The sequence below is a fragment of the Mycobacterium sp. TKK-01-0059 genome (assembly GCF_000709305.1).
Lineage (GTDB): Bacteria > Actinomycetota > Actinomycetes > Mycobacteriales > Mycobacteriaceae > Mycobacterium > Mycobacterium intracellulare.
Genome location: NZ_KL446993.1, coordinates 2,122,746 through 2,144,793 on the forward strand (window position 1 = coordinate 2,122,746; position 22,048 = coordinate 2,144,793).

The following is a 22,048-nucleotide window of genomic DNA, read 5'->3' on the forward strand; positions in this document are numbered from 1 at the left end:
AGTTCAGTGGTGGCGGCTGGTGGACTTCGGCGGCGTAGGGGGCTGGGGATGTGGCGGGGCGGCGGACGGCAGCGCCAGCGGACGGTAGCCGCCCCGCTCGGCAGCTGGTTCGGCTTACTGGGCGGTGGTGAGTTCGATCAGGGTGGCCGCATTGCGGCCGAGGTGGTCGAGGGCTTTGTTGCCTTTGGTTTCGGTGGCCTGCGATGGGGAGCCGATGACGCCGGTAGGTGTGTAGGCGTGGATGCCGAGGGTGGTGAGGTAGCGGCGGTCGCTGGCCGTGTGATCGCTGGTTTGCCATCCGTCGCGGAGATAGTCGGGGCAGGCGGCGAGCAGGATGGAGGTTTCTAGTTCGCCGGCGTGCATGTCGTCGTGGTTGCTGCTTTTGATTCCTGCAGCGATGCGGGCCTCAGCCCAGTCCTCGCGGCTGGGGTACAGCCCGACCTTGATCGGGGTCCGCGCATGGTTGGCTTGCTGCACGACGTTGGTGAGGACGGCGTTGCCGCCGTGGCCGTTAACGACGATCAACGCGGCGATGTTTTGGTGGGCAAGTGATTCGATGATGTCGACGACGATTGCGGCGAGCGCGGTCGCGCTGACGCTCACGGTGCCGGGATAGGCGGCGTGCTCGTGGGAACAGCCGAATGCGACGGGCGGTAGCTGAAACACGTTGTGATGCTGACTGATTGATGATGCGATAGCGCAGGCGATGAGGGTATCGGTACCCAACGGTAGGTAGGGGCCGTGCTGCTCGAACGAGCCGACGGGCAGGACCGCGACGGTTCTTGTTGCCGCGGAGTCTGCGGTGGTGGTGTCGGGGATGACTCGGCGACTCACGTGATGACTCCTTGGGTGGCGTTCTTTATACGTCCGGCGAGCTGTTGCAGCACCGGGCTTTTGTTGCGTCGTCGGCGATCCCTGACGATTGTGCCTGCCTTGGCGAGGTGAAGTCGGGCTCGCTGAGAGGGTGCGGACAGGTAGCCCGGGATCGCTGTGACGGTCAGCGTCAGCGCTTGCTGGTACTCGCCAACAGCGATGTAGGCATGCAAAAGCCGCATATCGGCCACGGCCCGGTCGCGGTGCTGGTCTGATGTCCAGGCGTGATGATGGCCGGCAAGCAGGGTTACCGCCTTGTCCGCGTCGCCGATGCGTAGGTAGCCGGAGGCGATCTCGCTGGCAACGTAGGCACCGTGGGCGTAGATCGCGCGGTCGTGGGTGGTGGAATCGACGTCGCTGAGGTCTAACGCCGTGGCGGCGTGGCGGTGGAACGCCGGCTCATTGTGGTTGGCCAGCTCAGCGAGGGCTTGTTGGCGGGCGATGCTTGCTGCCAGGCGACCTACGTCTTGCCCATCAATGAGTTCGGCGGCGTCGGCGGCCAGGTCAGCGGCGAGGTCGGGGTTGGTGCGGGCAAGGATGTTGGACTGTCGCATGAGGATCATCGCATTGAGTTCCGGGCCGGCCGACCGTAGGTGCAGGGCGGCGGTGTTGGTGAGTTTTTCCGCGGCGGTGTGATCGCCGAGGTCTTGGGCGATCCATCCCGCGACCTCGGCGATTGTCCCGGCGGCGTGCCGCATCTGTGGTTTGAGCCGCGGCGGCGCATGGGCGATCAGGGATTCGATCGTGACCAGATCGGACTCGACGAGTGGGCGGGCGTGCTGGGGGCCGAAGGCGTGTTCGGCGCGGATATGAGCATGTTGCTGAACCTGGATGACATCAACAACGTCGCTGTCGACGGGAAGTTGCGGCAACAGGGGGTGCGGCAACTGGCTTTCGATCGGCACGATGAAGAACTCATCGGGTTGGACACCGAACACTGCGGCCAGGTCTTCACGCCACATCGGTCCGACCTTGCCGGTCGCCAGGACGTGAGAAATCTCGCGCTTGAGGGCTTCGCGGGTAGGGACGTTGTCGTCGCCGCGCAGCCGGCGAACATTCTCGGCCTCGATTGCCAGCTCACGAAGGCTGTAGCCGTACCGGTCCATGGCATCGCGGAGCCGTTGGGCGTTGCGTGCCCGGATCGGGTCAGCTGCGGCCATGGCTTTGATCATGCCGCACGCATCGGCGCAGGTCAGCTATGCGCGCGCGTTTTCGGTTATCACCCCCATCACTGGCTGTCACTTCCGGCAACATCCGGGGTGGCGCTGTCCTTGAGTCGCGGCCGAACAGACCGTGTGAACACCACCAGGAAGGACAGCAATCCATGAAGTTGCGAATCGAAACCACCGGCGTGACGTTCCTGTGCACCCGGGTTCCCGAGCAGCGCACCAATTTCGACACCGGTGCACCACGCATCGATAAAGCGACTGGGCAGGCGTTGTGGCAGGTCCAGTTGATCGCCCTGGATGCCACCGGCGGGGAGGTGCTGGCGGTGACCGTGGTTGGCGAGCCCAAAGTGATTGTCGGCCAACCGGTTGCGGTGTCGGGTCTGGTGGCGTTGCCGTGGTCGCAGGATGGCCGCTCGGGCATCGCGTATCGCGCCGAAACCATCACCCCGGCCACCGACCCGGGTGCGGGCGCCAAGGCGGGCCAGCAGGCCCGATAGCGGCGGTCTGGCCCGGCAGCACCCGCAAGAGCGCGGGGCGGCTGCCGGGCCAGGCTCCGGACCACCCAACAATCCGTCGCAGGGAAAGCGTGGCATCATGCCGAACACCTCAAACCCTAAGAACCGCAACACTAATCAGTCCTCTGATGATGAATGGATCGGCGAGCTGATCTGGTCGCTGGCCAAAGCCGCCGGTTATCTGCTGTGGTGGGCAATCCTGTTCCCCGCCCTCAGCATCCCGGCCATCCTGGCGACCTGGGTCGCCATCGCCCACGGCGCCCGCGCGGGCCTGCTGACCGCCGCCCTCGCTACCGCGGCGTACACCGGCTGGGCGATCGTGGAGCCGTCCTCGTTTAGCGCGTGGGTGACCAACCCGGTGCGGCACCGCTTTTTGTCGTGGTGGCGCTATGGCCGCACCTGGGAGTCGGTGTGCACCCTGCACGGGTTGACCGCCCGGCTCGGTGACCGCACTCTGGTGCCCGCGCTGCGGTCCGTGGAGATCGGCAGTCACTCCGACGTGCTGACCTTGCGGGTGGTGGCAGGGCAATCGATCAACGACTGGCAGAAGCGCGGCGACGCGCTGGCGGCGGCGTGGCGGGCTGAGCGAGTCACGATCCGCGCCACCACTCCCGGCGAGCTGCGGATGATCATCAGTCGCGGTGACGTGCTCGCCCAACCCATCAGCCTGCCCATGCCGACGCGAGCAACCCCGGTCAACCTGGCCGCGGTGCGGGTCGGAATCACCGAGACACGGACCTGGTGGCAACTGCCTGTGTTGGGACAGCACATCCTGATCGCCGGTGCCACCGGGGCGGGCAAAGGATCGGTGCTGTGGTCGCTGATCGCCGGACTGGCACCACAGGTCACGACAGGCCGGGTGCGGTTATGCGTAATTGACCCCAAAGGCGGCATGGAACTGGGTGCGGGCGCACCGATGTTCTCCCAGTTCTGCCACCACACCGGCGAACCCACGGTCGAGCTGCTGCGCCAGCTGGCGGCGTTGATGCAGGCGCGGGCTAACCGGCTGCGCGGACATACCCGCTTGCACACCCCCACCCCGGCCGAGCCGTTGATCGTGGTGGTCATCGATGAGATCGCCGCGCTGACCGCCTACGTCACCGACCGCAAGGTTCGCGCCGAGATCGAACAGCTGCTCGGCCTGCTGCTCTCCCAAGGCCGCGCGGTCGGGATTTCGGTGGTGGCCGCGGTTCAAGACCCTGCCAAAGACACCCTGCCGGTGCGGCAGTTGTTCACCGTGCGGATCGGGCTGCGCATGACCGAAGCCACCCAGACCGCGATGGTATTGGGCCAAGGAGCACGCGATGCCGGCGCCGAGTGCGACCTTATCGCCGATGCCACACCTGGTGTCGGGTACGTGATGATCGACGGTACCGCCGACCCGATGCGGGTGCGGGCGTTTCACGTCAGCGACCGTGACATCACCGCCTTGGCCCGAACCTTTCCCGCACCCCGCCCCCGCACACCACGCACGACGGGGAACGGAACAGACCGCTCGGACTACCGAGGCAGTCAGGGGCAGCGGTGAGGACCGACACTGTGGACGGCCGGGCGATGGTGTTGCCGGGGCTGCCGACCACCGTTGATCCCGGGCCGGTGATCGCTCAGATGTTGCGCCGTGCCTCCTCGGCGGGTTTCGGGTTGTGGTGGCATCGGGTCGAATCGGTCGGCTTTTGCGCCCACCCGATCCAACTGTCGGGCACCGACACCGCCGGGCGTCGGCACACTGTGTGGACACGCTGCAACAACCGCCGCACTGCGGTGTGTCCGTCGTGCTCAGACCTCTACGCCCGCGACACTTGGCAACTCGTACACGCCGGAGCCGCCGGGGGCCACCACAACATCCCGGTTGAGGTCGCCAACCGTCCGCAAGTGTTCGCCACCTTGACCGCCCCCAGTTACGGGGCCGTGCACAACGCCACCGGAACAGCCTGCCACCCCAATGCGATTGGGTCGGTAGGCCACTGCGGGCACGGAAACCCACTGCGCTGCACCATAACCCACGCCATTGATGACCCGGCGGTGGGCCAGCCGCTGTGCCGGCAGTGCTACGACTATCTGGGGCATGTTCTGTTTACCTGGTGTCTGCCCGAGCTGTGGCGACGGTTCACCATCGCACTACGACGCGTCGTGACAACACACCTGAAAAGCGTTGGCGTCAAGCCCGGTTCGGTTCGGGTCAGTTTCGTCAAAGTCACCGAACTGCAAGCCCGCGCCATCCCGCACATCCACGCCCTGATCCGCCTCGACCCACCATCGGACCACACCACGACATCAGGTGACCACGATCCTCACGGCCCCGCCGCCCCTCGGGGTGGTGGGGAGACCCGTCCGGTAGCCGACCAGCACACCGACTGGTCGTCGCCGCTCACCGCCGCAGAGCTGGCCGCCCTAATCCAGCGGGCCGCACGCCACGTCAGCATCGACGTAACCACCGGCGCCGGCGGCTCCGACCAACAGGCAGTGCGGACGCTGCGGTTCGGCACCCAGATCGACACCCAACCACTGACCCCCGAAACCCCAACAGCCGCAGACAATTCCACAATAGACGACACTGCGCGCACTTCGGTCTCGCGGCTCTCGCCACGTAGGGTCGCGGCGTACCTGGCCAAATACGTCACCAAATCGTTGCACGACTTCGGCATCACCGCCCGTCGCCTCACCGCCGAAGCGATCCGCGACCTGGATGTCAGCGAGCATGTGCGCGCCATCTTGGCCACCATCGCCGAGCTCGCCGAACACGGCGGCAGCGCGTTGGTGGGGATCGGGCGCTGGCTGCACACCCTGGGCTACCGCGGCCACATCACCACCAAATCGCGACGCTACTCGACCACCATGGGCGCCCTGCGCGCCGCCCGCGCCACCTGGACCCGCCACCAGATGACTAAACACCCTGTGCAACATGCTGATACGCAATTGGCCCATCCGGTCCAACACGTGACCGGGGCCGCCGTTGGCCGGCACGAACCGATCGACACCGATGAGGTGCTGTGGGAATTCGATCACGCCGGACACGCCAGCGCCGGGGACCGCGTCCTGGTCATCTCAGCAGCCCTGCGCCACATCGGCGCCCGGATCATCGCTGTCACCGAATCCCGGCCTGACGCCAGCCGTATCGCGCCAGCACGGCCAGGGGCCGGGTAATGGCCAAGACGCCCCGGCAAACCGTCGGCGACCAGGATGGTGGCGCGGTGCCGCTGCATGAGCGCCCCGAATTCACCGCATGGCTGACCGCATCGTGTCAACGCCAGGGCCTGCCGGTCACCATCACCGACCCGATCGTGATCGACCGGATCGCAACCCTGCTTGGAGCGAACTCGAAGGCGCGGCCAGCGGTTCACACCCGCCACACCGGTCGTACCCGCCCGATGTCAAGGCTGCGCGAACCAGGTGTCCCCGGAGCTATGACGGCGTGATCGAGCACGGATTTGATGACTGCTTGTTGGCGGTCGATGTCCAAGCTGTCCCACTGCTCGCGTAGCAGACGCCCGGTGCCGGCCAACTCCTGCACATCAGCGGTATCGGTGGCAGCTGCTATCGCTCGGCGCGTTTCGGCGATGCGGGCGGTGATCGGGTCACGCGCGGCGATCCACTCCCGCGCGGTCACGGCACCGTCCGCATACAGGCCCGCCAGCTCATCCAAGCGGGTGGTGTCGGCGTCAAGCTGAGCCGACAACGCCGCCACATCGGCATCCACGCTGACCTTGCCTGCCAGCGCATCGGCCAGTGCCGGCGAGTCCAGCCGGGTCAGCACCGCATCCGTCAACAGTTCCTCGACAGGTTGGGCCACCACCGTCAGCCGTCCGCAGCCGCCCTGATCCGGGCCACTCAGGCACACATAGCGACGCACCCGATTCTCGGGATTGACATGGCGGGCTTGGGAATACAAGCGGTTGCCGCAGCGCCCGCAGCGCAGCAACCCCGACAGCAGGTAGGTGCGCGGTGCGCGGGTCTTCGTGAGCGCGCGGGCCGCCATGCGGGCCAGCACCTGGTCCCGCTGCGCCGGGGCGATGATCGCCGGCCACGCCGCCTCACCGATCACCTGGCCGTGATGCTCGCGCAGCCCGGCGATGCGGCCCGAGCACAGGATTTGGCGCACCGCCGAGGTCCGCCACGTCTTCGATGCCGCCGGCGCGATCCCGGATTCGTTGAGCCACATCGTCAATGACCGGATCGAGGCGCCCGCCAGATACCGGTCCACCATCTCACGCACGACGGCAGCCTCATCGCTACGCACGGTGATCTTGTCGGGTTCGTAGCCGAACGGGCGCACCGAGCCGTGCGGCCGCCCTTGTTCGGCGTTCTGCAACATCTTGCGGCGGATACGAGCCGATTTGCGGCCGGACTCCTTCGCGGCGAACGCGGCGAAAATCCGGGCCATGAACAACCCGTCATCATTGCCCAGATCAATATCGGCGGTCACGGTAGCCACATCGCGCACACCCACCGACTCACACAACGCAACGAACTCTTCCAGCTCGACCGGGCGGCGATGCAACCGGTCCAAGTTGTAGACGATCACCGCATCCCGAGCGCCCGATTTCAGATCGGCCAACATCCGTGCATACTCGCGGCGCGGTTTGCCGGAGAAGGCCGACACATCATTATCGACATACTCATCACCGACCGGCCAGCCGCGATCGGCGGCCAACTTGCGACAGTCCTCCAACTGGCGCGCGACGCCCAGCCCGGTGCCCTCCACGTCCGCGGAGATACGCGCGTAGATCGCCGCCGACTGAACCCCGCCTCGCTGACCAGTGGCTTTCCGACATGACATGAGGGTAGTTTAACATCATCTAAGCTTGGACGGATGCGTGGGGCCGAGCGGAAACGGCACCGTGTGGTCGATGTCGCAGACGTCGGCCGGCGCGTCGCAGCCGGGGAATCGGCATGTCAGGTCGCGGAAGCGGACGAATTCGGCCAGCGCGGTCGACGGCCGGTACCCCGTCTCCGCGCGATCCGGCGGCACCGAGAGCGGCTTGGTCTTCGCTACTCCGGCCAAGTCTCGCAGCGAGCCCGTCGGCAACGGACCGAACCCCGGCAGCAGCGCCGGCGCGCACGCCTCGCCGGCGACCGCGGCCGGCTCGGCCAGCACATGGACCATGACATTGGTTCCCGGGGGCCGCTGCGGCGCAGGGCAATCCGGGCTGCCACAGTCGCAGCGCAAGACGGTCAGCCCGGCGGCCATCGCGCCCATCGCATCGGCGCGACGCTGGGCCTTGGTGCGGGAATCGTTCCGGCACACCGAATCGGCCAACGCGTCGAGCGCGCGGTCCACCGCGGCCGCATCGGTGGGATGCACCCTCGCCGAGATTTCCGCCAGCCCGGGGCTGATCGGCCCGATCTCGACACGGCGATCTTGACTGCGCATCCCCGGCACACGCACCCCCGCGGGATCGATGCGGGCCACCCACATGTCAATGCGCTCGGCCATTTTCGGCCCCGACAGCCGCATCCATTTCGGGGCGTGCCGGGCGACCGCGGCGTCCAACCGGGCGATCAACTCGGGGTCCTCGATCAGCTCGGTGCGGTACACCACCGCCGCCATCAGCCGGAAATCGATGCGGCCCTGGGCGAAGACCTCAGCGACCCGGGGCAGCCGCTCACGCAACGCGATCGCATAGTGCAAGCGCCCGGACGCGCGGCCCCGACTGATGCCCAGCGCGGCCGCCACCTCGGCGACCACGTTCTCGTGTCCGTCGACCGCCCAATTGAAACGGTCGGCGTCGTCGTCCGGCGCCCGACGCGCATACAGCTCGCCGATCGCCGCCAACTCGCGCGCGCAGTGCGCGTTCTGCGCCCGGGCCGCCGCGGTGACGCGATCCAGCACACCGGCGTCGTCGACGCCCTGAAACGCCAGGTCACACGGCATTGCTTCGAACATACGTTCGATAATAACCCCGCCCTGTGACAAGCCAGGAAACGCTAAACCCAGTAGGGCACCCGGGCGCGATACTGGCGCATCGCGAAGGCCGCGAACACCCAACCGACGGCCGTCAACACCAGCACCACGGCCCAGTGCCGCAGCTCCTGGTGCGCCCCGAGTAGCGGCGCGCGAACGATGTCGAGGTAGTGCAGCAGCGGGTTGAGTTCGACGATGCGGGACCACCGCCCGGCGCCCTGCTGGCGCAAGGTGTCGTCGTTCCAGATGATCGGCGTCATGAAGAACAGCAACTGCACGACGGAGAACAGCAGCGGACCGATGTCGCGGTAGCGGGTCGCGAGGATGCCGAAACACAGTGACACCCAAATGCAATTGAGCACGATCAGCGCCAGTGCCGGGAGCACCGCGAGGTCGGCCCACGACCACGGCTTGGGATAGATCACCGCGATCACCGCGTAGATGACGATGTTGTGCGCGAACAGGATGACCTGCCGCCACACCAGCCGGTAGACATGCACGCTCAGCGGGGTGGGCAACTGCTTGATCAACCCCTCGTTGGCGACGAACACGTCGGCGCCCTCCAGGATGGCGGCGTTGATCAGGTTCCAGATGATCAGGCCCAGCGTCACGTACGGCAGATGCACGGACAGCTCGAGGTGAAACAGCTTGGAGTACAGGCCACCCATGGCCACGGCGGTGGTGCCCGTCGCGATGGTGATCCAGAACGGCCCCAGCACCGAGCGCCGGTAACGCTGCTTGATGTCCTGCCAGCCCAGGTGCAGCCAGAGCTCGTGACGACGGAAGCCGTCGACCAGGTCGCGGCGTGCCCGGGTGAATGTCCGCGACTGCGCCGCCGCGTCAAGGAACGTCACGGGCGCCACTCCTCCTCATCGCTTTGCTCTGCATCGTCGTCGGGGCGCGTCATGGGCGCCCTCCTCCCGGCTTCCCGAACTGTTCACGACGCCCCAAGCGCCGCAACCGGATCCACTCGGCCAGGCCACGGGGGTCGCGACGGGTCACCAGAAAGAACCAGCCGAACCGGACCCATTCCTGCACCACCAACTTGCGCAGCCCCGGCTGTGACTGCAGGTAGCCGCGGTTGCGGTAGGTGAAGAACCGCTTGGTGGCATTGTCGGGATATTGGGTGTGCATCCGGCCGCCGAGAATTGGGCGGAACTCGTCGGATCCGCACGGATGCAGGTAGACCGCGTCCAGGCAGGTTCCGAACGGCAGGCCGGAACGCACCAGCCGCCGGTGCATTTCGACCTCGTCGCCCCGGATGAACAGCCGCAGATCCGGGACGCCGACCGATTCCAGCGTGGCGGCCCGGAACAGCGCGCCGTTGAACAACGAGGCGATCCCGCGCAACAGGTCCTGCCCGGTTTCGGTGCGCAATTCGCTTGCGCGCCTGCGCCATACCAGGCCGCGGCGCAACGGAAACGCCAACCGCTCGGCATCGTCCATGTTGCAGACCATCGGTGACACCTCGGCCAGGCCGTGCTTGTCCGCGCACGCCAGCAGGGTGGCAAGGACATGCGAATCCTGCGGGCGCCCGTCGTCGTCGGCCAGCCACACCCAATCGGCGCCCAGGGCCAACGCGTGCAGCATGCCCAGCGCGAAACCGCCGGCTCCGCCGAGGTTGCGTCGCGATCCCAGATAGGTGGTCGGAATGGGTTGTCCCGCAACCAGTTCGCGGACACGGCCGTCACCGGAGAAATCGTTGTCCACAACGATGAGGTGGTCGGGCAGCCGCGTTTGCGTGCTCAGCACATCGAGGGACTTGGCCAGCTCGTCGGGGCGCCGGTGGGTGACGACGACGGCGACGACGGTGTCGCTCATGGCTGTCCGGCCGTCTCGGCCAGCACCTCGCGCACGTGCCGGGCCGCATCCTCCCCCTCGTACGCCCGCACGACGTCCTCGATGCCGCCGGTCATGCGGATCACACCGTGGTCGATCCACATCGCCGTCTTGCATAGCCGGGCCAGAAATTCGTTGGAGTGGCTGGCGAACACCAAGATTCCGGACCGCTCCACCAGCCCCTGCAACCGCGACTGCGCCTTCTTCATGAAGTCGGCGTCCACCGCGCCCAGCCCCTCGTCGAGCAACAGGATCTCGGGATCGATGCTGGTGACCACGCCCATCGCCAGCCGGACCCGCATGCCGGTGGAGTAGGTGCGCAGCGGCATCGACAGGTAGTCACCCAGCTCGGTGAACTCGGCGATCTCGTCGACCTTGGACTGCATCTGCTTTCGGGTCTGCCCGAGGAACAGGCCGCGGATGATGATGTTCTCGTAGCCGGAGATCTCGGGGTCCATCCCGACGCCGAGGTCGAAGATCGGCGCCACCCGCCCGGTGACCTGCGCCCAGCCCCGGGTGGGCTCGTAGATGCCCGAAAGTAGGCGCAGCAGTGTCGATTTCCCCGCCCCATTGTGGCCGACCAGGCCGACCCGGTCGCCCAGCTCGAGGGACATGGTGATGTCCCGCAACGCTTCGACGACGACCACGTTGGAGTTGTTGCGTCCGATCGTGCCGCCCGCCTTGCCCAAGAAGGCCTTCTTCAACGAACGCGACTTGGCGTCGAAGATGGGAAATTCGACCCACGCGTTGTGCGTCTTGATGTGAGGACCCGACACCGTGAACTACTCGAGGTCGCTTACAGGTACTGGCCGTGCCCGGGCGCGCCGCCCGCCTTGCCGACGCCCGGGGGAAGCGCGCCCTGGCGCATCTTTTCCAGCTGGGCTCGGGCGGCCATCTGCTGGGCGAACAGCGCGGTCTGGATGCCGTGGAACAACCCCTCCAGCCAGCCCACCAACTGCGCTTGGGCGATGCGCAATTCGGCGTCCGACGGCGCGGCGTCCTCGTTGAAGGGCAGGGTGAGGCGGTCGAGTTCCTCACGCAGTTCCGGCGCCAGGCCCTCTTCCAGTTCCCGGATGCTGGTGGCGTGGATCTCGCGCAGCCGGTTGCGGCTGGCGTCATCCAGCGGCGCGGCGCGCACTTCCTCGAGCAGTTGCTTGATCATGGTCCCGATTCGCATCACCTTTGCCGGCTGCTCGACCAGATCGGTCAGGGAGCGCTCGTCGGAGTCATCGTCGGCGATCGCCATCATCCGCGGGTCGACGCCGCCGATGATTTCGACGTCGTCGTCATCGTTGCGGGTACTCAAAACTTCACCATCCTTCGTGGACTATGGGTGTGGCGTCGTGCCGCTTGGTCGCCATTCATAAATTCGGGCGCCGCCATTGTCGTAGATCAACGCCCACGACTTCGACTTATCCAATGACACTAGTCCGTCGGGTACGGCGAACCCCCGGACAGTCGGCGCACTCGTGTAGATGTACCGGATATTGAGCGCCTTAATCGCTTCGAGGACCCTCGGATCGGAATCGCCCTGCCGCGCCGAGGTCCAGAAGATGTAGCGGTTGGGACCGGGCCCCATCTGTTGCGGGTAGTCGTAGTGCGTCCAGAGCGGGTGCAGATCGGCGACGGCGTACATCCACGCGGTGCCGTCGGTGTTGGCGTTGCCGATCAGGGTCTCGCGGGCCCCGGGGAGCGTGGCCAGATAAGCCATGGCCATCAGATCGCGTTGGTCGATCATCACCGAGTCGTATTTGTCGCCGAACAACCACAAATGCCGATAGAGGTAGTGGCGCGCGCTGAGCACCGTGGTCGCCACCAGCAGCACCGCGGTGACCGACACCCAGACCGGGGCGGGCAGCGGTTTGAACCGGTCCGACACCCGTCGGGCCCCGGCCACGACGCCCATCACGATCGCGAACAGCGCGATGCCGGCCATCGGCTCCAGCAGCAGGGTGGTGGCGGCCGCGATCCGGCGCGGATCCTTGTAGAAGAACTCGCCGAACATCCCGGCCACCGCGCCGATCGGGCCGCCGATCGGATTTCCTGCGTCGACGTTCACCACGATCAGCAGCAGCCACAGGGCCAGCGGCCACCAGATCCGCTTGACCAGCAGGATGACGCCGCCGATGGCGGCCAGCGCGATCAGCCCGTATTGGACCGGGAAGTCGTTGAGATGGCGGGAGTGCTGGAAGACGGCGTCGAACAGCCCCCGCTTCTTGCTGAGGTAGGTGAGGAACGAGTGCCCGGCGATGATGTCTTCCTGCTCCTGCACGCTGATGAACTGCGGCAACAGGATCAGCCCCGACACCACCGCGACGCACGCCAGGGCCGCCACATCGGCCAGCCTGCCGCGCACGGGACGCCACAGCGCATCGAGGAGCCACCAGGCCAGCAGCAACAGCAGCACGATCACACCGCCGGTGATGTGCACCGACATGACACCCACCAGCGCCAGCACGGCCGCGGGGATGCGGTCGCGGTGCCGCAACGTGGAGGTGATCAGCACGAACGCCGGCACCGCGGCGCCGTAGGCGGCCAGGTTGGGCATCGCGGCGACGGCGAACTCGACGTAGGGGACCGCCGTGAACGACGCGGCCAGCGTGGCTGCGGTCGCCGCGGCCCCCGCGCTGCGCCATTCGCCCCAGGTCGGGCGCAGCACCCGCCAGGTCAGCATCGCCGCGCCGGTCGGAAACAGCCACACCGATGCGGCGACCGAGCTCAACGTGTAACCCGTGGTCGGCGCCGCCCCGGTCAGCTGGCAGAACACCGCGGTCAGCGCGTGGAACACCGACGGGTAGTACAGCGTGTGGTGCGTCTCGACGTTGCGCAGCTCGCCCATGTGGGTGGACGACGCCTGGCCGGTGTCGAGGATGAACCGCACCTCGTTGGCGTGCCACACCGCATCCCAGGTGCTCGGGATGGTCTGCCAATGACCGTCCAGGCCGCGGTAGGCGGCCCACATGATGAGCAATGCCCCCAGCGCCACCCCGGCCGCCACCATGATCGCCGGCCAGCGGCCGACCCTGCGGGTCTCGGCGTCGCGGTCGCGGTAGCGGCCGAGCAGCAGCTGGAAACCGATCATCACCAGGCACATGACGACCAGCGCGGCCAGCGCGGTCCAGCCGTTCCACGGTATTCCGATGGCACCAAACGGAATAATGGCGAGCGCAACCACGCCGTAGGTCAGCGCCGGGCCCACCGCAACGGCGATCGGCCAAGACAACTGACTGATACGTGCGATGATCGCCCCGGGCGCTATCAGCAAAAACAATGCAATGAGCGTTCCGAACCAGAGCCCCACTCGACTAGTATGGCTGGCCGGGTGCCCTGGCTCGGGAGGCCACCGACTGGCCGGAACGGCTTGGACCCTTTCAAGGCACCCGCTACCGTCGCAGTTTCGCAAAAACGCGAAAGCTTTAAGGTGGCCCACATGGCATACGATGTCGCCCGGGTGCGCGGACTCCATCCGTCGCTGGGTGACGGGTGGGTGCACTTCGACGCTCCCGCCGGGATGCTGATTCCCGACTCCGTCGCGACGACGGTGTCGACGGCTTTCCGCAGGTCTGCGCCCACCACCGTGGGGGCGCACCCCTCGGCGCAGCGCAGCGCCGCCATCTTGGAGGCGGCCCGGGCGGCCGTTGCCGATCTGTTCAACGTCGAACCCGCCGGCGTCGTGCTGGGCGCCGATCGCGCGATCCTGCTGTCCGCGCTGGCCGAGGCGTCGTCGTCACGCGCCGGCCTGGGCTACGAGGTCATCGTCAGCCGCCTGGACGAGGAAGCCAACATCGCCCCCTGGCTGCGGGCGGCGCACCGGTACGGGGCCAAGGTCAAGTGGGCCGAGATCGACATAGAGACGGGCGAGCTGCCGACGTGGCAGTGGGAGGGCCTGATCGGGAAGTCGACTCGGCTGGTCGCCGTCGCCTCGGCGTCCGCGACGATGGGCACGGTCACCGACCTGCGGGCGATGACCAAGCTGGTGCACGACGTCGGCGGCCTGGTGGTGGTCGACCATTCCGCCGCGGCGCCCTACCGGCTGCTCGACATGAGGGAAACCGACGCCGACGTGGTGGCGGTGAACGCCGCCGCGTGGGGCGGCCCGCCGATCGGCGCGATCGTGTTCCGCGATCCGGTGCTACTCAACTCGTTCCATTCCATCTCGGCCGACCCCAAGGCGACCGGCGCCGCGCGTCTGGAGATCGGTGCGCACCAGTTCGGGCTGCTGGCCGGGGTGGTCGCCAGCATCGAGTACCTGGCGTCGCTCGACGAATCCGCCCGCGGCACCCGGCGCGAACGCCTGGCGGTGTCGATGCAGTCCGCCACCTCGTACCTGAATCGGATCTATGACTACCTGATGGTGTCGTTGCGCTCGTTGCCGTTGGTGATGGTCATCGGCCGCCCGGAGGTGCGGATCCCGGTGGTCAGCTTCGTTTTGAACGGCGTGCCCGCCGAACGGGTGGTGCAGCGGTTGGCGGACAACGGGATTCTGGCCGTCACCAACGAAAGCTCCCGCGCGCTCGACGTGCTGGGCGTCAACGACATCGGCGGCGCGGTCACCGTCGGGCTGGCGCACTATTCGACGACGGCCGAGGTCGACCAGTTGGTGCGCGCGCTGGCTTCCCTGGGCTAGACCGTCAGGACGATCTTCCCGGTCACCTTGCCGTCCACCAGTCGCTGGTGCGCGTCGCCGGCCTGCTGAATGGGCAACCGGGCGCCGATGATCGGCCGCACGCGGCCGTCGGCGATCATCGGCCACACCGAGGCCGTCACCGCCTGGACGATGTCGCTTTTGCTGTTCGGCCCGGTGGCCGGACGCCCCCGCAGCGTGGTGCCGATGACCCGCGCCCGCTTGGCGAGCAGTTTGCCGATGTTGAGCTCGCCCTTGACGCCGCCCTGCATGCCGATGATGACGAGCTGCCCGTCGCTGGCCAGGGCGTCGATGTTGCGATCCAGGTAGGCCGCGCCCATGATGTCGAGGATCACGTTGGCCCCGGCGCCGTTGGTCTCGTCGCGCAGCCGCGCGACGAAGTCTTCGTCGCGGTAGTTGACGGTGATGTCGGCGCCCAGGTCGCGGCAGAATTCGAGCTTTTCCGTCGAGCCGGCGGTGACCGCCACCCGGGCCCCGAGCGCCCGCGCGATCTGGATCGCGTGGCTGCCGATGCCGCTGGCCCCGCCGTGCGCGAGCAGCAGCTGGCCCCGGCTCAGGCCCGCGATGAGCACCACGTTCGACCACACCGTGCAGGCCACCTCCGGCAGCCCGGCCGCATCGACGAGATCCACACCGGACGGAATCGTCAGCACCTGGCCGGCGGGAACGGCGACGTACTCGGCGTACCCCCCGCCCGCCAGCAGCGCGCAAACCTGTTGCCCCACAGACCATTCCGTGACACCGTCGCCGACTTCGGCGATGACGCCGGACACCTCCATGCCGATGATCTCGCTCGCCCCGGGCGGGGGTGGGTACTTACCGGCGGCCTGCAGCACGTCGGCGCGGTTCACACCGGCGGCGGCCACCTTGATGACGACCTCGCCGGGCCGAGCGGACACGTCGGCCACTTCTTGCCAGGACAGTTGATCGGAGGATTCGGCGACGATGGCTCGCATGGCGGCCACGCTACCGGCCCCCGTTACCCTTGTCCGTGGTGGCGTGGCAGAGCGGCCTAATGCACTCGCCTTGAAAGCGAGAGACGGCTAAAACCGTCCGGGGGTTCAAATCCCTCCGCCACCGCTGGTGAGTCGAGGCTCTCAGTGCAACGTCGGCGCGTAGCGCAGCACCGCACCGATCCCGTCGGCCGGGGAGATCCGCTCGTCGGTGTGCACCAGGGCCGCGCCGACCGAAATCGCCGATACCGGCAGCGCTTCGTCGGCCCGCAGCGTCTTGGCGGGAGCGGCGCCCTGCTCGGACAGCACGTTTTCGTTGGGGGCGACGGTCGTCAGGCCCTCGTCGGCCACCACGGTGGCGTCGCCGATGTCGCCGATGATCAGTGTCTCCACCGCGCCCTGGCGCAGCGCCGAGCACACCGGACCGAGCCCCTCGGCCGCCAGCCCGGACTGCCGCCCGATTTCGGCGGTAAACCGTTGTGCCGCATCGTCAATCGTGCGCAGCTGGCGCTTGACGAATTCGTCCTCGATGGCCTGCTCGATCTCGCCGAAGTCATGGCCGCTGTGCCGCGCCCCGACCTCGAGGGCCACCGCGCGATCGTGCAGTCGTTCCGGCAGCGCGGCCAGCAGGTCGGAGCGCGACCGCACCTCACCGACCACGAAGATCACCTCGATCGCCTTGTCGTCGGCGAGTTCGGCGACGCGATCGGCGACCGCGCGCACGTTCTTGCGGGCGGCCTCGTCGGTGCGCAGCTGGGGGTCGCCGTATCCGGCGGTCTCGGCTCCCGCGGCCTTGTGCACGGGGTAGCCGCCGCCGTCGACCGTCTCGGTGCGCAGCGTCCCGCCGAGGTGGGTCGTGATGTCGGCGCCGCTGTGGTCGACGACCACCAGGACGTAGTCCGGGTGATCGAAGCTCTGCTCCAGAATCGGTACCAGGTAAGGCAATTCGGACACCCGGACCACGCTCGCGGCGGGGCCGCGGGCCAGGTGCTCGTTGATCACCACACCGTCGGCGCCGGCGATCACCGCCCGTCCACTCCGGCCGATCGGGGGGCGCAGGTTCATGGCCGCGTCCTCGATCGCGGCGATCACCGCGGCGTCGGCGCGTGCGCGTTCGAGGTCTTCTTTGATCGCCCGCCACTTGAGCTCGAGTTGAGCCTCGGCGTCATGGGTGTCGTGCGAGTCGTCGAAATACACCGAAACGAACGGCCCCGGTGCGTCCAGCAGCTTGCGGAAGCGTTGCGAGTCCATGCCTTGTTGGTTGCCCCGCGAGCCGGAGCACAAACACCGTCAGCTTCGATCGCCCTCGCTGTCGTCGAAGAAATGCCAGTCGCCGTCGTGCTCGACTTCCATGCGCCAGCCGAGCTCGCTGTTGTCGGCCTTGTTGTCGACGAACCATGCGTGTGCGTCGTCGGCGCTGTCGATGTCTTTCGTCGCGACGACGTCGCCTTTCGGATTGAGCACTCGATAGGTAGCCATGCCGGCAGGGTTCCCACTGCCGTGGCCGTTAACCGGTGGGGATTTCGGCGGCGATCGTGTCCATCAGGGCCGTGTACCGGCGGGCTTCGGGATCCCGCCCGGGTTTGCCGCTGCTCACCACGCCGGCCGCCAGCCCGCGCGCGGGGTCGGCCCAAATCGCGATGTTGACCAGGCCGAGGTTGCCGAAGGCGTGCGGCGCGTTGCGCCCGAAGGGTCCCCACCGGTTGGTGCCGAGGATGTAGCCGGTGCCCCAACGAGCCGGTTGCAGCCCGACCGCGAAATCCGGTCGCAGCCTTCGGCATTCGGCTATCGCGCCATGCATGGTCTCCGGTCTGATGACCCGCACACCGTCGAGTTCGCCTCCGCGACGCCAGATCTCGGCGAACCGCGACATCTCCTGTGCGTTCGACACCGTGTTGGACGACGGGATGATGGTGGTCAAGAACAACTTGGAGTTCGTGTACGGAATGATCTCGTGCACGGTTCCGCCGATCGCCTTGCGGAAGATCTGGGCGACCACCGGCGGTAGCGTCCGCCCGGTGGCGTGGCTCGGCGCCACCAGCGCCACGTCCTTCTCGGCGACGCCGAAGTTGGTCCAGCGGAAGCCGAGCGGGTCGAGGATCTCGGTGCCCAGGATTTCGCGAATTTCCTTGCCGGTGGCCGCATACACGATCTCGCGCACCAGCGGACCCCAGGTCAGCGCGTGGTACATGTGGAACAGCCCGGGACGGTACAGGGGCCGCAATTCGCCGAGCTTGCGCTGCGCGTACTCGTGGTCGTCGGCGCGCGTGACGTCCGGCCGCGGGCCGGTCGGGAACGGCAGCCCAGCGCTGTGCGTCATCACGTGCCGGATGGTGATCCGGTGCTTGCCGTGGCTGGTGAAGGTGGGGATGTAGTCGCAGACCCGGTCGTCGAGTGAGAAGACGCCGCGCTCGGCGAGCATGTGCACCACGGTCGCCGCCATCCCCTTGGCCGCCGAGTACACGCAAAACGGGGTATCGGGCGTGACGGGGATCCGCTCGGCGTCCGGCGGATCGCTCGGGGCGTTGCCCCAGCCGTGGCCGATCGCCCGGTTCAGCACGACGCGGCCGTGCCGGCGGATGCACAACTGGATCGCCGGATGGAACCCGGCCCGGTACCAATGCCGCGCCGCCTCCCAGATCCGGTCGACGGCGGCGCTGTCGATTTCGGAATGGTCTTCCGCGCCGATCGTCGTCACCGCGTCGAGGTCGGCCGGGACGCGGATCTTGCCGTCAGGGGTGGTCACCTCAGCGAGGGTACGTGCCGCCGGACTACTCCCCGGTGAACTGCGGTGGGCGCTTCTCGAAGGTCGCCGTGATGCCCTCGGTCAGGTCCTTGGACGGCAGGAAGGCAGCGTTCCAGGCCGCCACGTATCGCAGGCTCTCCGAGACCGCCGCGATGCGCTGCTGGTCGAGGACGTCCTTGACGCCGTGGACGGTCAGCGGGGGATTGGCGGCGATCTCCGCGGCGGTGGCGTGGGCCGCGGCCAGCGTGGCCTCGGCGTCGGCGTACACGTCGTTGACCAGCCCGATCTTCTCGGCGCGGGCCGCGTCGATGTCCTTGCCGGTGAGCGCCAGCTCACGCAGGTGCCCGTCGTTGAGGATCAGCGGGAGGCGGGCCAGGCTGCCGACGTCGGCCACGATGGCGAGTTTGACCTCGCGCACCGAGAACTTGGCGTCTGCGCTGGCGTAGCGGATGTCCACCGCCGAGATCAGGTCGACGCCGCCGCCAATGCACCAGCCGTGCACCGCGGCGATGGTGGGGGTGCGGCAGTCGGCGACCGCGTTGATCGCGCCCTGCATGCGCAGCACCGTTCGGTGAAATTCGGCCCGCGGCCGCGCCGAGGCGCCCTCACCCAGCACCCCGGACAGCGTCCCGCCCATCGCGGCCAGGTCCAGGCCGTAGCTGAAGTTGCGGCCCGAACCGGTGAGCACGATGGCCCGCACCTCGGGGTCGGCGTCCAGCTCCGGAAACAGCTCGGGCAGCTCGGACCAGAAGGCGGGCCCCATCGCATTGCCCTTGCCGGGCCCGATCAGCGTCACCTGCGCGACGTGGTCTTTCTTCTCCACGGTGACGGATTCGTATGCTTGCGCCATATCGAGACCGTAGCGTGGCGAATATGGCTCCTGACTTGCGACCCGGCCCGCATTCACCGCCGACCGACGAGCTGCACAGCGCCGAGGACACCCTGGGGGTGCTGCAGCGGGTCCTGCACACCATCGCCGCCGACGACCTGTCGCGGCCGACGCCATGCGCGGATTTCGACGTCGCGCAGCTGACCGGGCACCTGCTGAATTCGATCAAAGCCCTCGGGGGCATGGTGGGCGCCGACGTTCCCGAACCCGCCGAAGGCGATTCGGTGGAGCGCCAGGTGGTGGCCGCGGCGCGGCCGGCGCTGGACGCCTGGCACCGCCGCGGCCTGGGCGGGACGGTGCCGTTCGGCAAGGGCGAGATGCCCGCCCGGGCGGCATGCGGAGTCCTGTCGATCGAATTCCTGGTGCACGCCTGGGATTACGCGGCCGCGACGAAGCGCGAGGTCGACGCCCCCGAGCCGCTGTCCGAATACGTGCTGGGCCTGGCCCGCCAGATCATCAGGCCGGAGCTACGCGGTCAAGCCGGGTTCGACGAGCCGGTCGACGTACCCGCCGACGCCGGCGCCCTCGAGCAGCTGGTCGCGTTCACCGGCCGCAACCCGGCGCGATAGTCCGCCCTTCGGCTCTCGGACCGTCGAGGGTGAAGCCTGGGCTTTGGCGGTGAAGCCACGGCGGGTCCGCGCGGGGCGGTTTCAAGGTTTGGTTGCAACAGTGGTTTCTGTTGGCGGTGACTGTAGTAGTTGGTTGAGGCGGTTGGTGGGGTTGTCCCAGTCGAATCGTTTTCGGGGTCGTTCGTTGAGTTCGGCGGCGACTTCTGCCAGGTAGTCCGCGGAGTGCACGGATAGGTCGGTGCCTTTCGGGAAGTATTGGCGCAATAGGCCGTTGGTGTTCTCGTTGCTGCCGCGCTGCCAGGGTGAATGTGGATCGCAGAAGTAGATGTCGATGCCGGCATCGACGCTGATACGGGCATGAGCAGCCATCTCGCTGCCTTGGTCCCAGGTCAGCGTCTTGCGCAACGTCTCGGGCAAGGCCTGGATGGTCGTGACCATCACCTCGGCCACAGTCTCAGGATCTCGTCGAGTGGGCAGATGCAAAAGTTGCACGAATCCCGTGGAACGCTCGACCAACGTGCCGATCTGGGAGCGCTGGTTTTTGCCGATGATCAGATCGCCTTCCCAGTGCCCTGGCACCGCACGGTCAGCAGCCTCGACGGGGCGCTCACTGATGTTGACCATGCCCGGAATGCGGCCGCTGGGGCTTGTCAAGATAACTGTGTAAGGTGTTGCAGCCGTTTATCTTTGGGTCATAGTGGGAGTCGGTCGGGGAATTGGATGGCGAAGGTGTTCAGTGCTTCGGTCCAGCGGTAGGTGCCTGGTCCGTGTGTTGATCCTCGTTTCTGGTTGATGTTGCGGATGGCCAAATACAGCAGCTTCATTGCTGCGGCGTCTGAGGGGAACGAGCCGCGGGCCTTGGTGACTTTGCGCAGCTGGTAGTTCAGCGATTCGATGGCGTTGGTGGTGTAGATGATCTTGCGGATCTCGACCGGGAATGCCAGGAAAGGCACGAACTCAGCCCAGGCCCGATCCCAGACAGCGATGGCTCCGGGGGATTTGGTGCGCCACTGGGCGCGGAACTCCTCGAGGGCCAGTTTGGCGGCCTCTTCGGTGGGTGCGGTGTAGATCGGACGCAGCGCGGTGGCCATCTTGCGGCGGTCGGCGTAGGAGGCATAACGCATCGAGGAGCGCAGCAGATGCACCACGCAGGTCTGGATCACCGCGGCCGGCCAGACCGCCGCGATCGATTCGGGCAGGCCGGCCAACCCGTCGCAACACACGAACAGCGCATCGCGGCACCCGCGATTGCGCAGTTCGGTGAGCACCCCGTGCCAGAATTTGGCGCCCTCGCTCTGCTGGATCCAGATGCCCAGGACCTGCTTGATTCCCTCGACATCGACGCCGATGACCACGTGGGCGGCCTTGTTGGCCACCACGCCGCCGTCGCGGATCTTGATGCGGATCGCGTCGATATACAAGATCGGATACACCGGATCGACCGGCCGGGATTGCCAGGCGGCGATCTCCTCGGTGACCACGTCGGTGACCCGCGAAATCGTGGCCGCCGACACGCGGGCGCCATAGACCTCGCCGAGGTGCTCGGTGATATCGCGCGTCGACATGCCCCGGGCATACAGCGACAAGATCATGTCCTCAACCTGGCCCAGGCGGCGTTTGCGCTTGGGCACGATCGCCGGGCTAAACGTGGCGTTGCGGTCACGGGGCACTTCCAGCTCGACCGGCCCGGCCGTGGTCAACACGGTTTTGCGGCCATGGCCGTTACGGGAATTGCCCGAGCCATGCCCTGCCGGATCGCCGTGCTCATAGCCCAGGTGATCGGCGATTTCGACGTCCAAAGCGCGTTCGAGCACCGCCTTGGTCATCTGCGCGAGCAACCCCTCGGGGCCATCAATCGGGGTGCCAGACGCTTCAGCGTCGGCCAACAAGGCATCGACTGCCGCCGGCGGCAACAACTCGGCCAACTGGGCGGCAGCATCATCTCTTG

20 protein-coding genes, 1 tRNA gene and 1 pseudogene are annotated in these 22,048 nt (G+C 67.3%); 6 read left to right on the forward strand and 16 right to left on the reverse strand.

Annotation, left to right across the window (positions count from 1 at the left end):
• Positions 1–114: 114 nt before the first annotated feature.
• A complete protein-coding gene (locus K883_RS10200) occupies positions 115–834 on the reverse strand; it encodes a creatininase family protein (RefSeq protein WP_036454354.1) in 720 nt (239 codons plus the stop codon).
• Positions 831–1,979: a hypothetical protein gene (locus K883_RS10205; RefSeq protein ID WP_240619081.1), complete on the reverse strand. Its 1,149-nt coding sequence runs from the start codon at positions 1,977–1,979 to the stop codon at positions 831–833. The genes K883_RS10200 and K883_RS10205 overlap by 4 nt, the downstream gene beginning before the upstream one ends.
• A gap of 218 nt (positions 1,980–2,197) precedes the next feature.
• Between K883_RS10205 and K883_RS10210 the strand changes: the two genes are divergently transcribed.
• The 3 genes from K883_RS10210 to K883_RS10220 all read left to right on the forward strand — a co-directional run bounded on the left by K883_RS10210 (position 2,198) and on the right by K883_RS10220 (position 5,701).
• Positions 2,198–2,539, forward strand: a complete 342-nt coding sequence (locus tag K883_RS10210; protein WP_036454356.1) for an SCO3933 family regulatory protein — start codon at positions 2,198–2,200, stop codon at positions 2,537–2,539.
• Between the two features lie 97 nt (positions 2,540–2,636).
• On the forward strand, positions 2,637–4,085 hold the full coding sequence (locus K883_RS10215; protein WP_036454358.1) for an FtsK/SpoIIIE domain-containing protein: 1,449 nt from the start codon (positions 2,637–2,639) through the stop codon (positions 4,083–4,085).
• Between the two features lie 26 nt (positions 4,086–4,111).
• A complete protein-coding gene (locus K883_RS10220; protein ID WP_036455391.1) occupies positions 4,112–5,701 on the forward strand; it encodes a replication initiator in 1,590 nt (529 codons plus the stop codon).
• Between the two features lie 193 nt (positions 5,702–5,894).
• On the opposite strand, the gene K883_RS10225 is transcribed toward K883_RS10220, so the two are convergent.
• The 7 genes from K883_RS10225 to K883_RS10255 all read right to left on the reverse strand — a co-directional run bounded on the left by K883_RS10225 (position 5,895) and on the right by K883_RS10255 (position 13,599).
• Positions 5,895–7,334 (reverse strand): recombinase family protein, encoded by a 1,440-nt coding sequence (locus tag K883_RS10225; RefSeq protein ID WP_051701151.1) that lies wholly within the window; start codon positions 7,332–7,334, stop codon positions 5,895–5,897.
• Between the two features lie 15 nt (positions 7,335–7,349).
• A complete protein-coding gene (locus K883_RS10230) occupies positions 7,350–8,441 on the reverse strand; it encodes an HNH endonuclease signature motif containing protein (RefSeq protein ID WP_036455393.1) in 1,092 nt (363 codons plus the stop codon).
• Between the two features lie 41 nt (positions 8,442–8,482).
• Positions 8,483–9,313 (reverse strand): galactan export ABC transporter permease subunit Wzm/RfbD, encoded by an 831-nt coding sequence (locus K883_RS10235; RefSeq protein WP_036454360.1) that lies wholly within the window; start codon positions 9,311–9,313, stop codon positions 8,483–8,485.
• A gap of 49 nt (positions 9,314–9,362) precedes the next feature.
• Positions 9,363–10,280, reverse strand: coding sequence for a galactofuranosyltransferase GlfT1 (locus K883_RS10240; RefSeq protein ID WP_036454362.1), 918 nt, complete (start codon positions 10,278–10,280; stop codon positions 9,363–9,365).
• On the reverse strand, positions 10,277–11,074 hold the full coding sequence (locus K883_RS10245) for a galactan export ABC transporter ATP-binding subunit Wzt/RfbE (protein ID WP_008263074.1): 798 nt from the start codon (positions 11,072–11,074) through the stop codon (positions 10,277–10,279). Before K883_RS10245 ends, K883_RS10240 begins: the two co-directional genes overlap by 4 nt.
• Positions 11,075–11,094: 20 nt before the next feature.
• Positions 11,095–11,547: a bacterial proteasome activator family protein gene (locus tag K883_RS10250; protein ID WP_225336822.1), complete on the reverse strand. Its 453-nt coding sequence runs from the start codon at positions 11,545–11,547 to the stop codon at positions 11,095–11,097.
• Between the two features lie 78 nt (positions 11,548–11,625).
• Entirely contained in the window at positions 11,626–13,599 is a 1,974-nt protein-coding gene (locus K883_RS10255; protein ID WP_036454366.1) for a DUF6541 family protein, read from the reverse strand.
• A gap of 129 nt (positions 13,600–13,728) precedes the next feature.
• Between K883_RS10255 and K883_RS10260 the strand changes: the two genes are divergently transcribed.
• Positions 13,729–14,925 carry a cysteine desulfurase-like protein gene (locus tag K883_RS10260; protein WP_014378869.1) on the forward strand — a complete coding sequence of 399 codons (1,197 nt, stop codon included), beginning with the start codon at positions 13,729–13,731 and terminating at the stop codon, positions 14,923–14,925.
• Here K883_RS10260 and K883_RS10265 read toward each other — a convergent pair.
• Entirely contained in the window at positions 14,922–15,899 is a 978-nt protein-coding gene (locus K883_RS10265; protein WP_036455394.1) for an NAD(P)H-quinone oxidoreductase, read from the reverse strand. The genes K883_RS10260 and K883_RS10265 overlap by 4 nt on opposite strands.
• A gap of 37 nt (positions 15,900–15,936) precedes the next feature.
• On the opposite strand from K883_RS10265, the gene K883_RS10270 reads away from it, so the two are divergent.
• Positions 15,937–16,023: transfer RNA gene (locus tag K883_RS10270), tRNA-Ser, on the forward strand.
• Between the two features lie 17 nt (positions 16,024–16,040).
• Here the strand turns inward: K883_RS10270 and K883_RS10275 are convergent.
• From K883_RS10275 to K883_RS10290, 4 genes are read right to left on the reverse strand one after another with little or no spacing between them, the layout of a single operon-like run.
• Entirely contained in the window at positions 16,041–17,147 is a 1,107-nt protein-coding gene (locus K883_RS10275; RefSeq protein WP_036454369.1) for an Rv2629 family ribosome hibernation factor, read from the reverse strand.
• Between the two features lie 39 nt (positions 17,148–17,186).
• Positions 17,187–17,375 (reverse strand): hypothetical protein, encoded by a 189-nt coding sequence (locus tag K883_RS10280; protein WP_008263089.1) that lies wholly within the window; start codon positions 17,373–17,375, stop codon positions 17,187–17,189.
• Positions 17,376–17,403: 28 nt separating this feature from the next.
• Positions 17,404–18,642 carry a lipase LipE gene (gene lipE / locus K883_RS10285; protein ID WP_036454370.1) on the reverse strand — a complete coding sequence of 413 codons (1,239 nt, stop codon included), beginning with the start codon at positions 18,640–18,642 and terminating at the stop codon, positions 17,404–17,406.
• Positions 18,643–18,667: 25 nt separating this feature from the next.
• Positions 18,668–19,492 carry a crotonase/enoyl-CoA hydratase family protein gene (locus K883_RS10290; RefSeq protein WP_014381625.1) on the reverse strand — a complete coding sequence of 275 codons (825 nt, stop codon included), beginning with the start codon at positions 19,490–19,492 and terminating at the stop codon, positions 18,668–18,670.
• 23 nt (positions 19,493–19,515) lie between these two features.
• On the opposite strand from K883_RS10290, the gene K883_RS10295 reads away from it, so the two are divergent.
• A complete protein-coding gene (locus tag K883_RS10295; RefSeq protein ID WP_081914363.1) occupies positions 19,516–20,100 on the forward strand; it encodes a TIGR03086 family metal-binding protein in 585 nt (194 codons plus the stop codon).
• A gap of 81 nt (positions 20,101–20,181) precedes the next feature.
• On the opposite strand, the pseudogene K883_RS10300 reads toward K883_RS10295, so the two are convergent.
• Positions 20,182–20,724 (reverse strand): annotated as a pseudogene (locus K883_RS10300) (IS30 family transposase); the annotation flags it as partial.
• A 68-nt stretch (positions 20,725–20,792) separates the two neighbouring features.
• On the reverse strand, positions 20,793–22,025 hold the full coding sequence (locus tag K883_RS10305; protein ID WP_008258297.1) for an IS256-like element ISMysp7 family transposase: 1,233 nt from the start codon (positions 22,023–22,025) through the stop codon (positions 20,793–20,795).
• Positions 22,026–22,048 lie beyond the last annotated feature (23 nt).

Coding starts and splice junctions, on each gene's coding strand:
- K883_RS10295 (WP_081914363.1), top strand. CDS start 19,516: ATGGCTCCTGACTTGCGACCCGGCCCGCATTCACCGCCGACCGACGAG.
- K883_RS10215 (WP_036454358.1), top strand. CDS start 2,637: ATGCCGAACACCTCAAACCCTAAGAACCGCAACACTAATCAGTCCTCT.
- K883_RS10220 (WP_036455391.1), top strand. CDS start 4,112: ATGGTGTTGCCGGGGCTGCCGACCACCGTTGATCCCGGGCCGGTGATC.
- K883_RS10230 (WP_036455393.1), bottom strand. CDS start 8,441: ATGTTCGAAGCAATGCCGTGTGACCTGGCGTTTCAGGGCGTCGACGAC.
- K883_RS10205 (WP_240619081.1), bottom strand. CDS start 1,979: ATGGACCGGTACGGCTACAGCCTTCGTGAGCTGGCAATCGAGGCCGAG.
- K883_RS10275 (WP_036454369.1), bottom strand. CDS start 17,147: ATGGACTCGCAACGCTTCCGCAAGCTGCTGGACGCACCGGGGCCGTTC.
- K883_RS10280 (WP_008263089.1), bottom strand. CDS start 17,375: ATGGCTACCTATCGAGTGCTCAATCCGAAAGGCGACGTCGTCGCGACG.
- K883_RS10250 (WP_225336822.1), bottom strand. CDS start 11,547: ATGATGGCGATCGCCGACGATGACTCCGACGAGCGCTCCCTGACCGAT.
- K883_RS10260 (WP_014378869.1), top strand. CDS start 13,729: ATGGCATACGATGTCGCCCGGGTGCGCGGACTCCATCCGTCGCTGGGT.
- K883_RS10265 (WP_036455394.1), bottom strand. CDS start 15,899: ATGCGAGCCATCGTCGCCGAATCCTCCGATCAACTGTCCTGGCAAGAA.
- K883_RS10290 (WP_014381625.1), bottom strand. CDS start 19,492: ATGGCGCAAGCATACGAATCCGTCACCGTGGAGAAGAAAGACCACGTC.
- K883_RS10210 (WP_036454356.1), top strand. CDS start 2,198: ATGAAGTTGCGAATCGAAACCACCGGCGTGACGTTCCTGTGCACCCGG.
- K883_RS10225 (WP_051701151.1), bottom strand. CDS start 7,334: ATGTCATGTCGGAAAGCCACTGGTCAGCGAGGCGGGGTTCAGTCGGCG.
- K883_RS10240 (WP_036454362.1), bottom strand. CDS start 10,280: ATGAGCGACACCGTCGTCGCCGTCGTCGTCACCCACCGGCGCCCCGAC.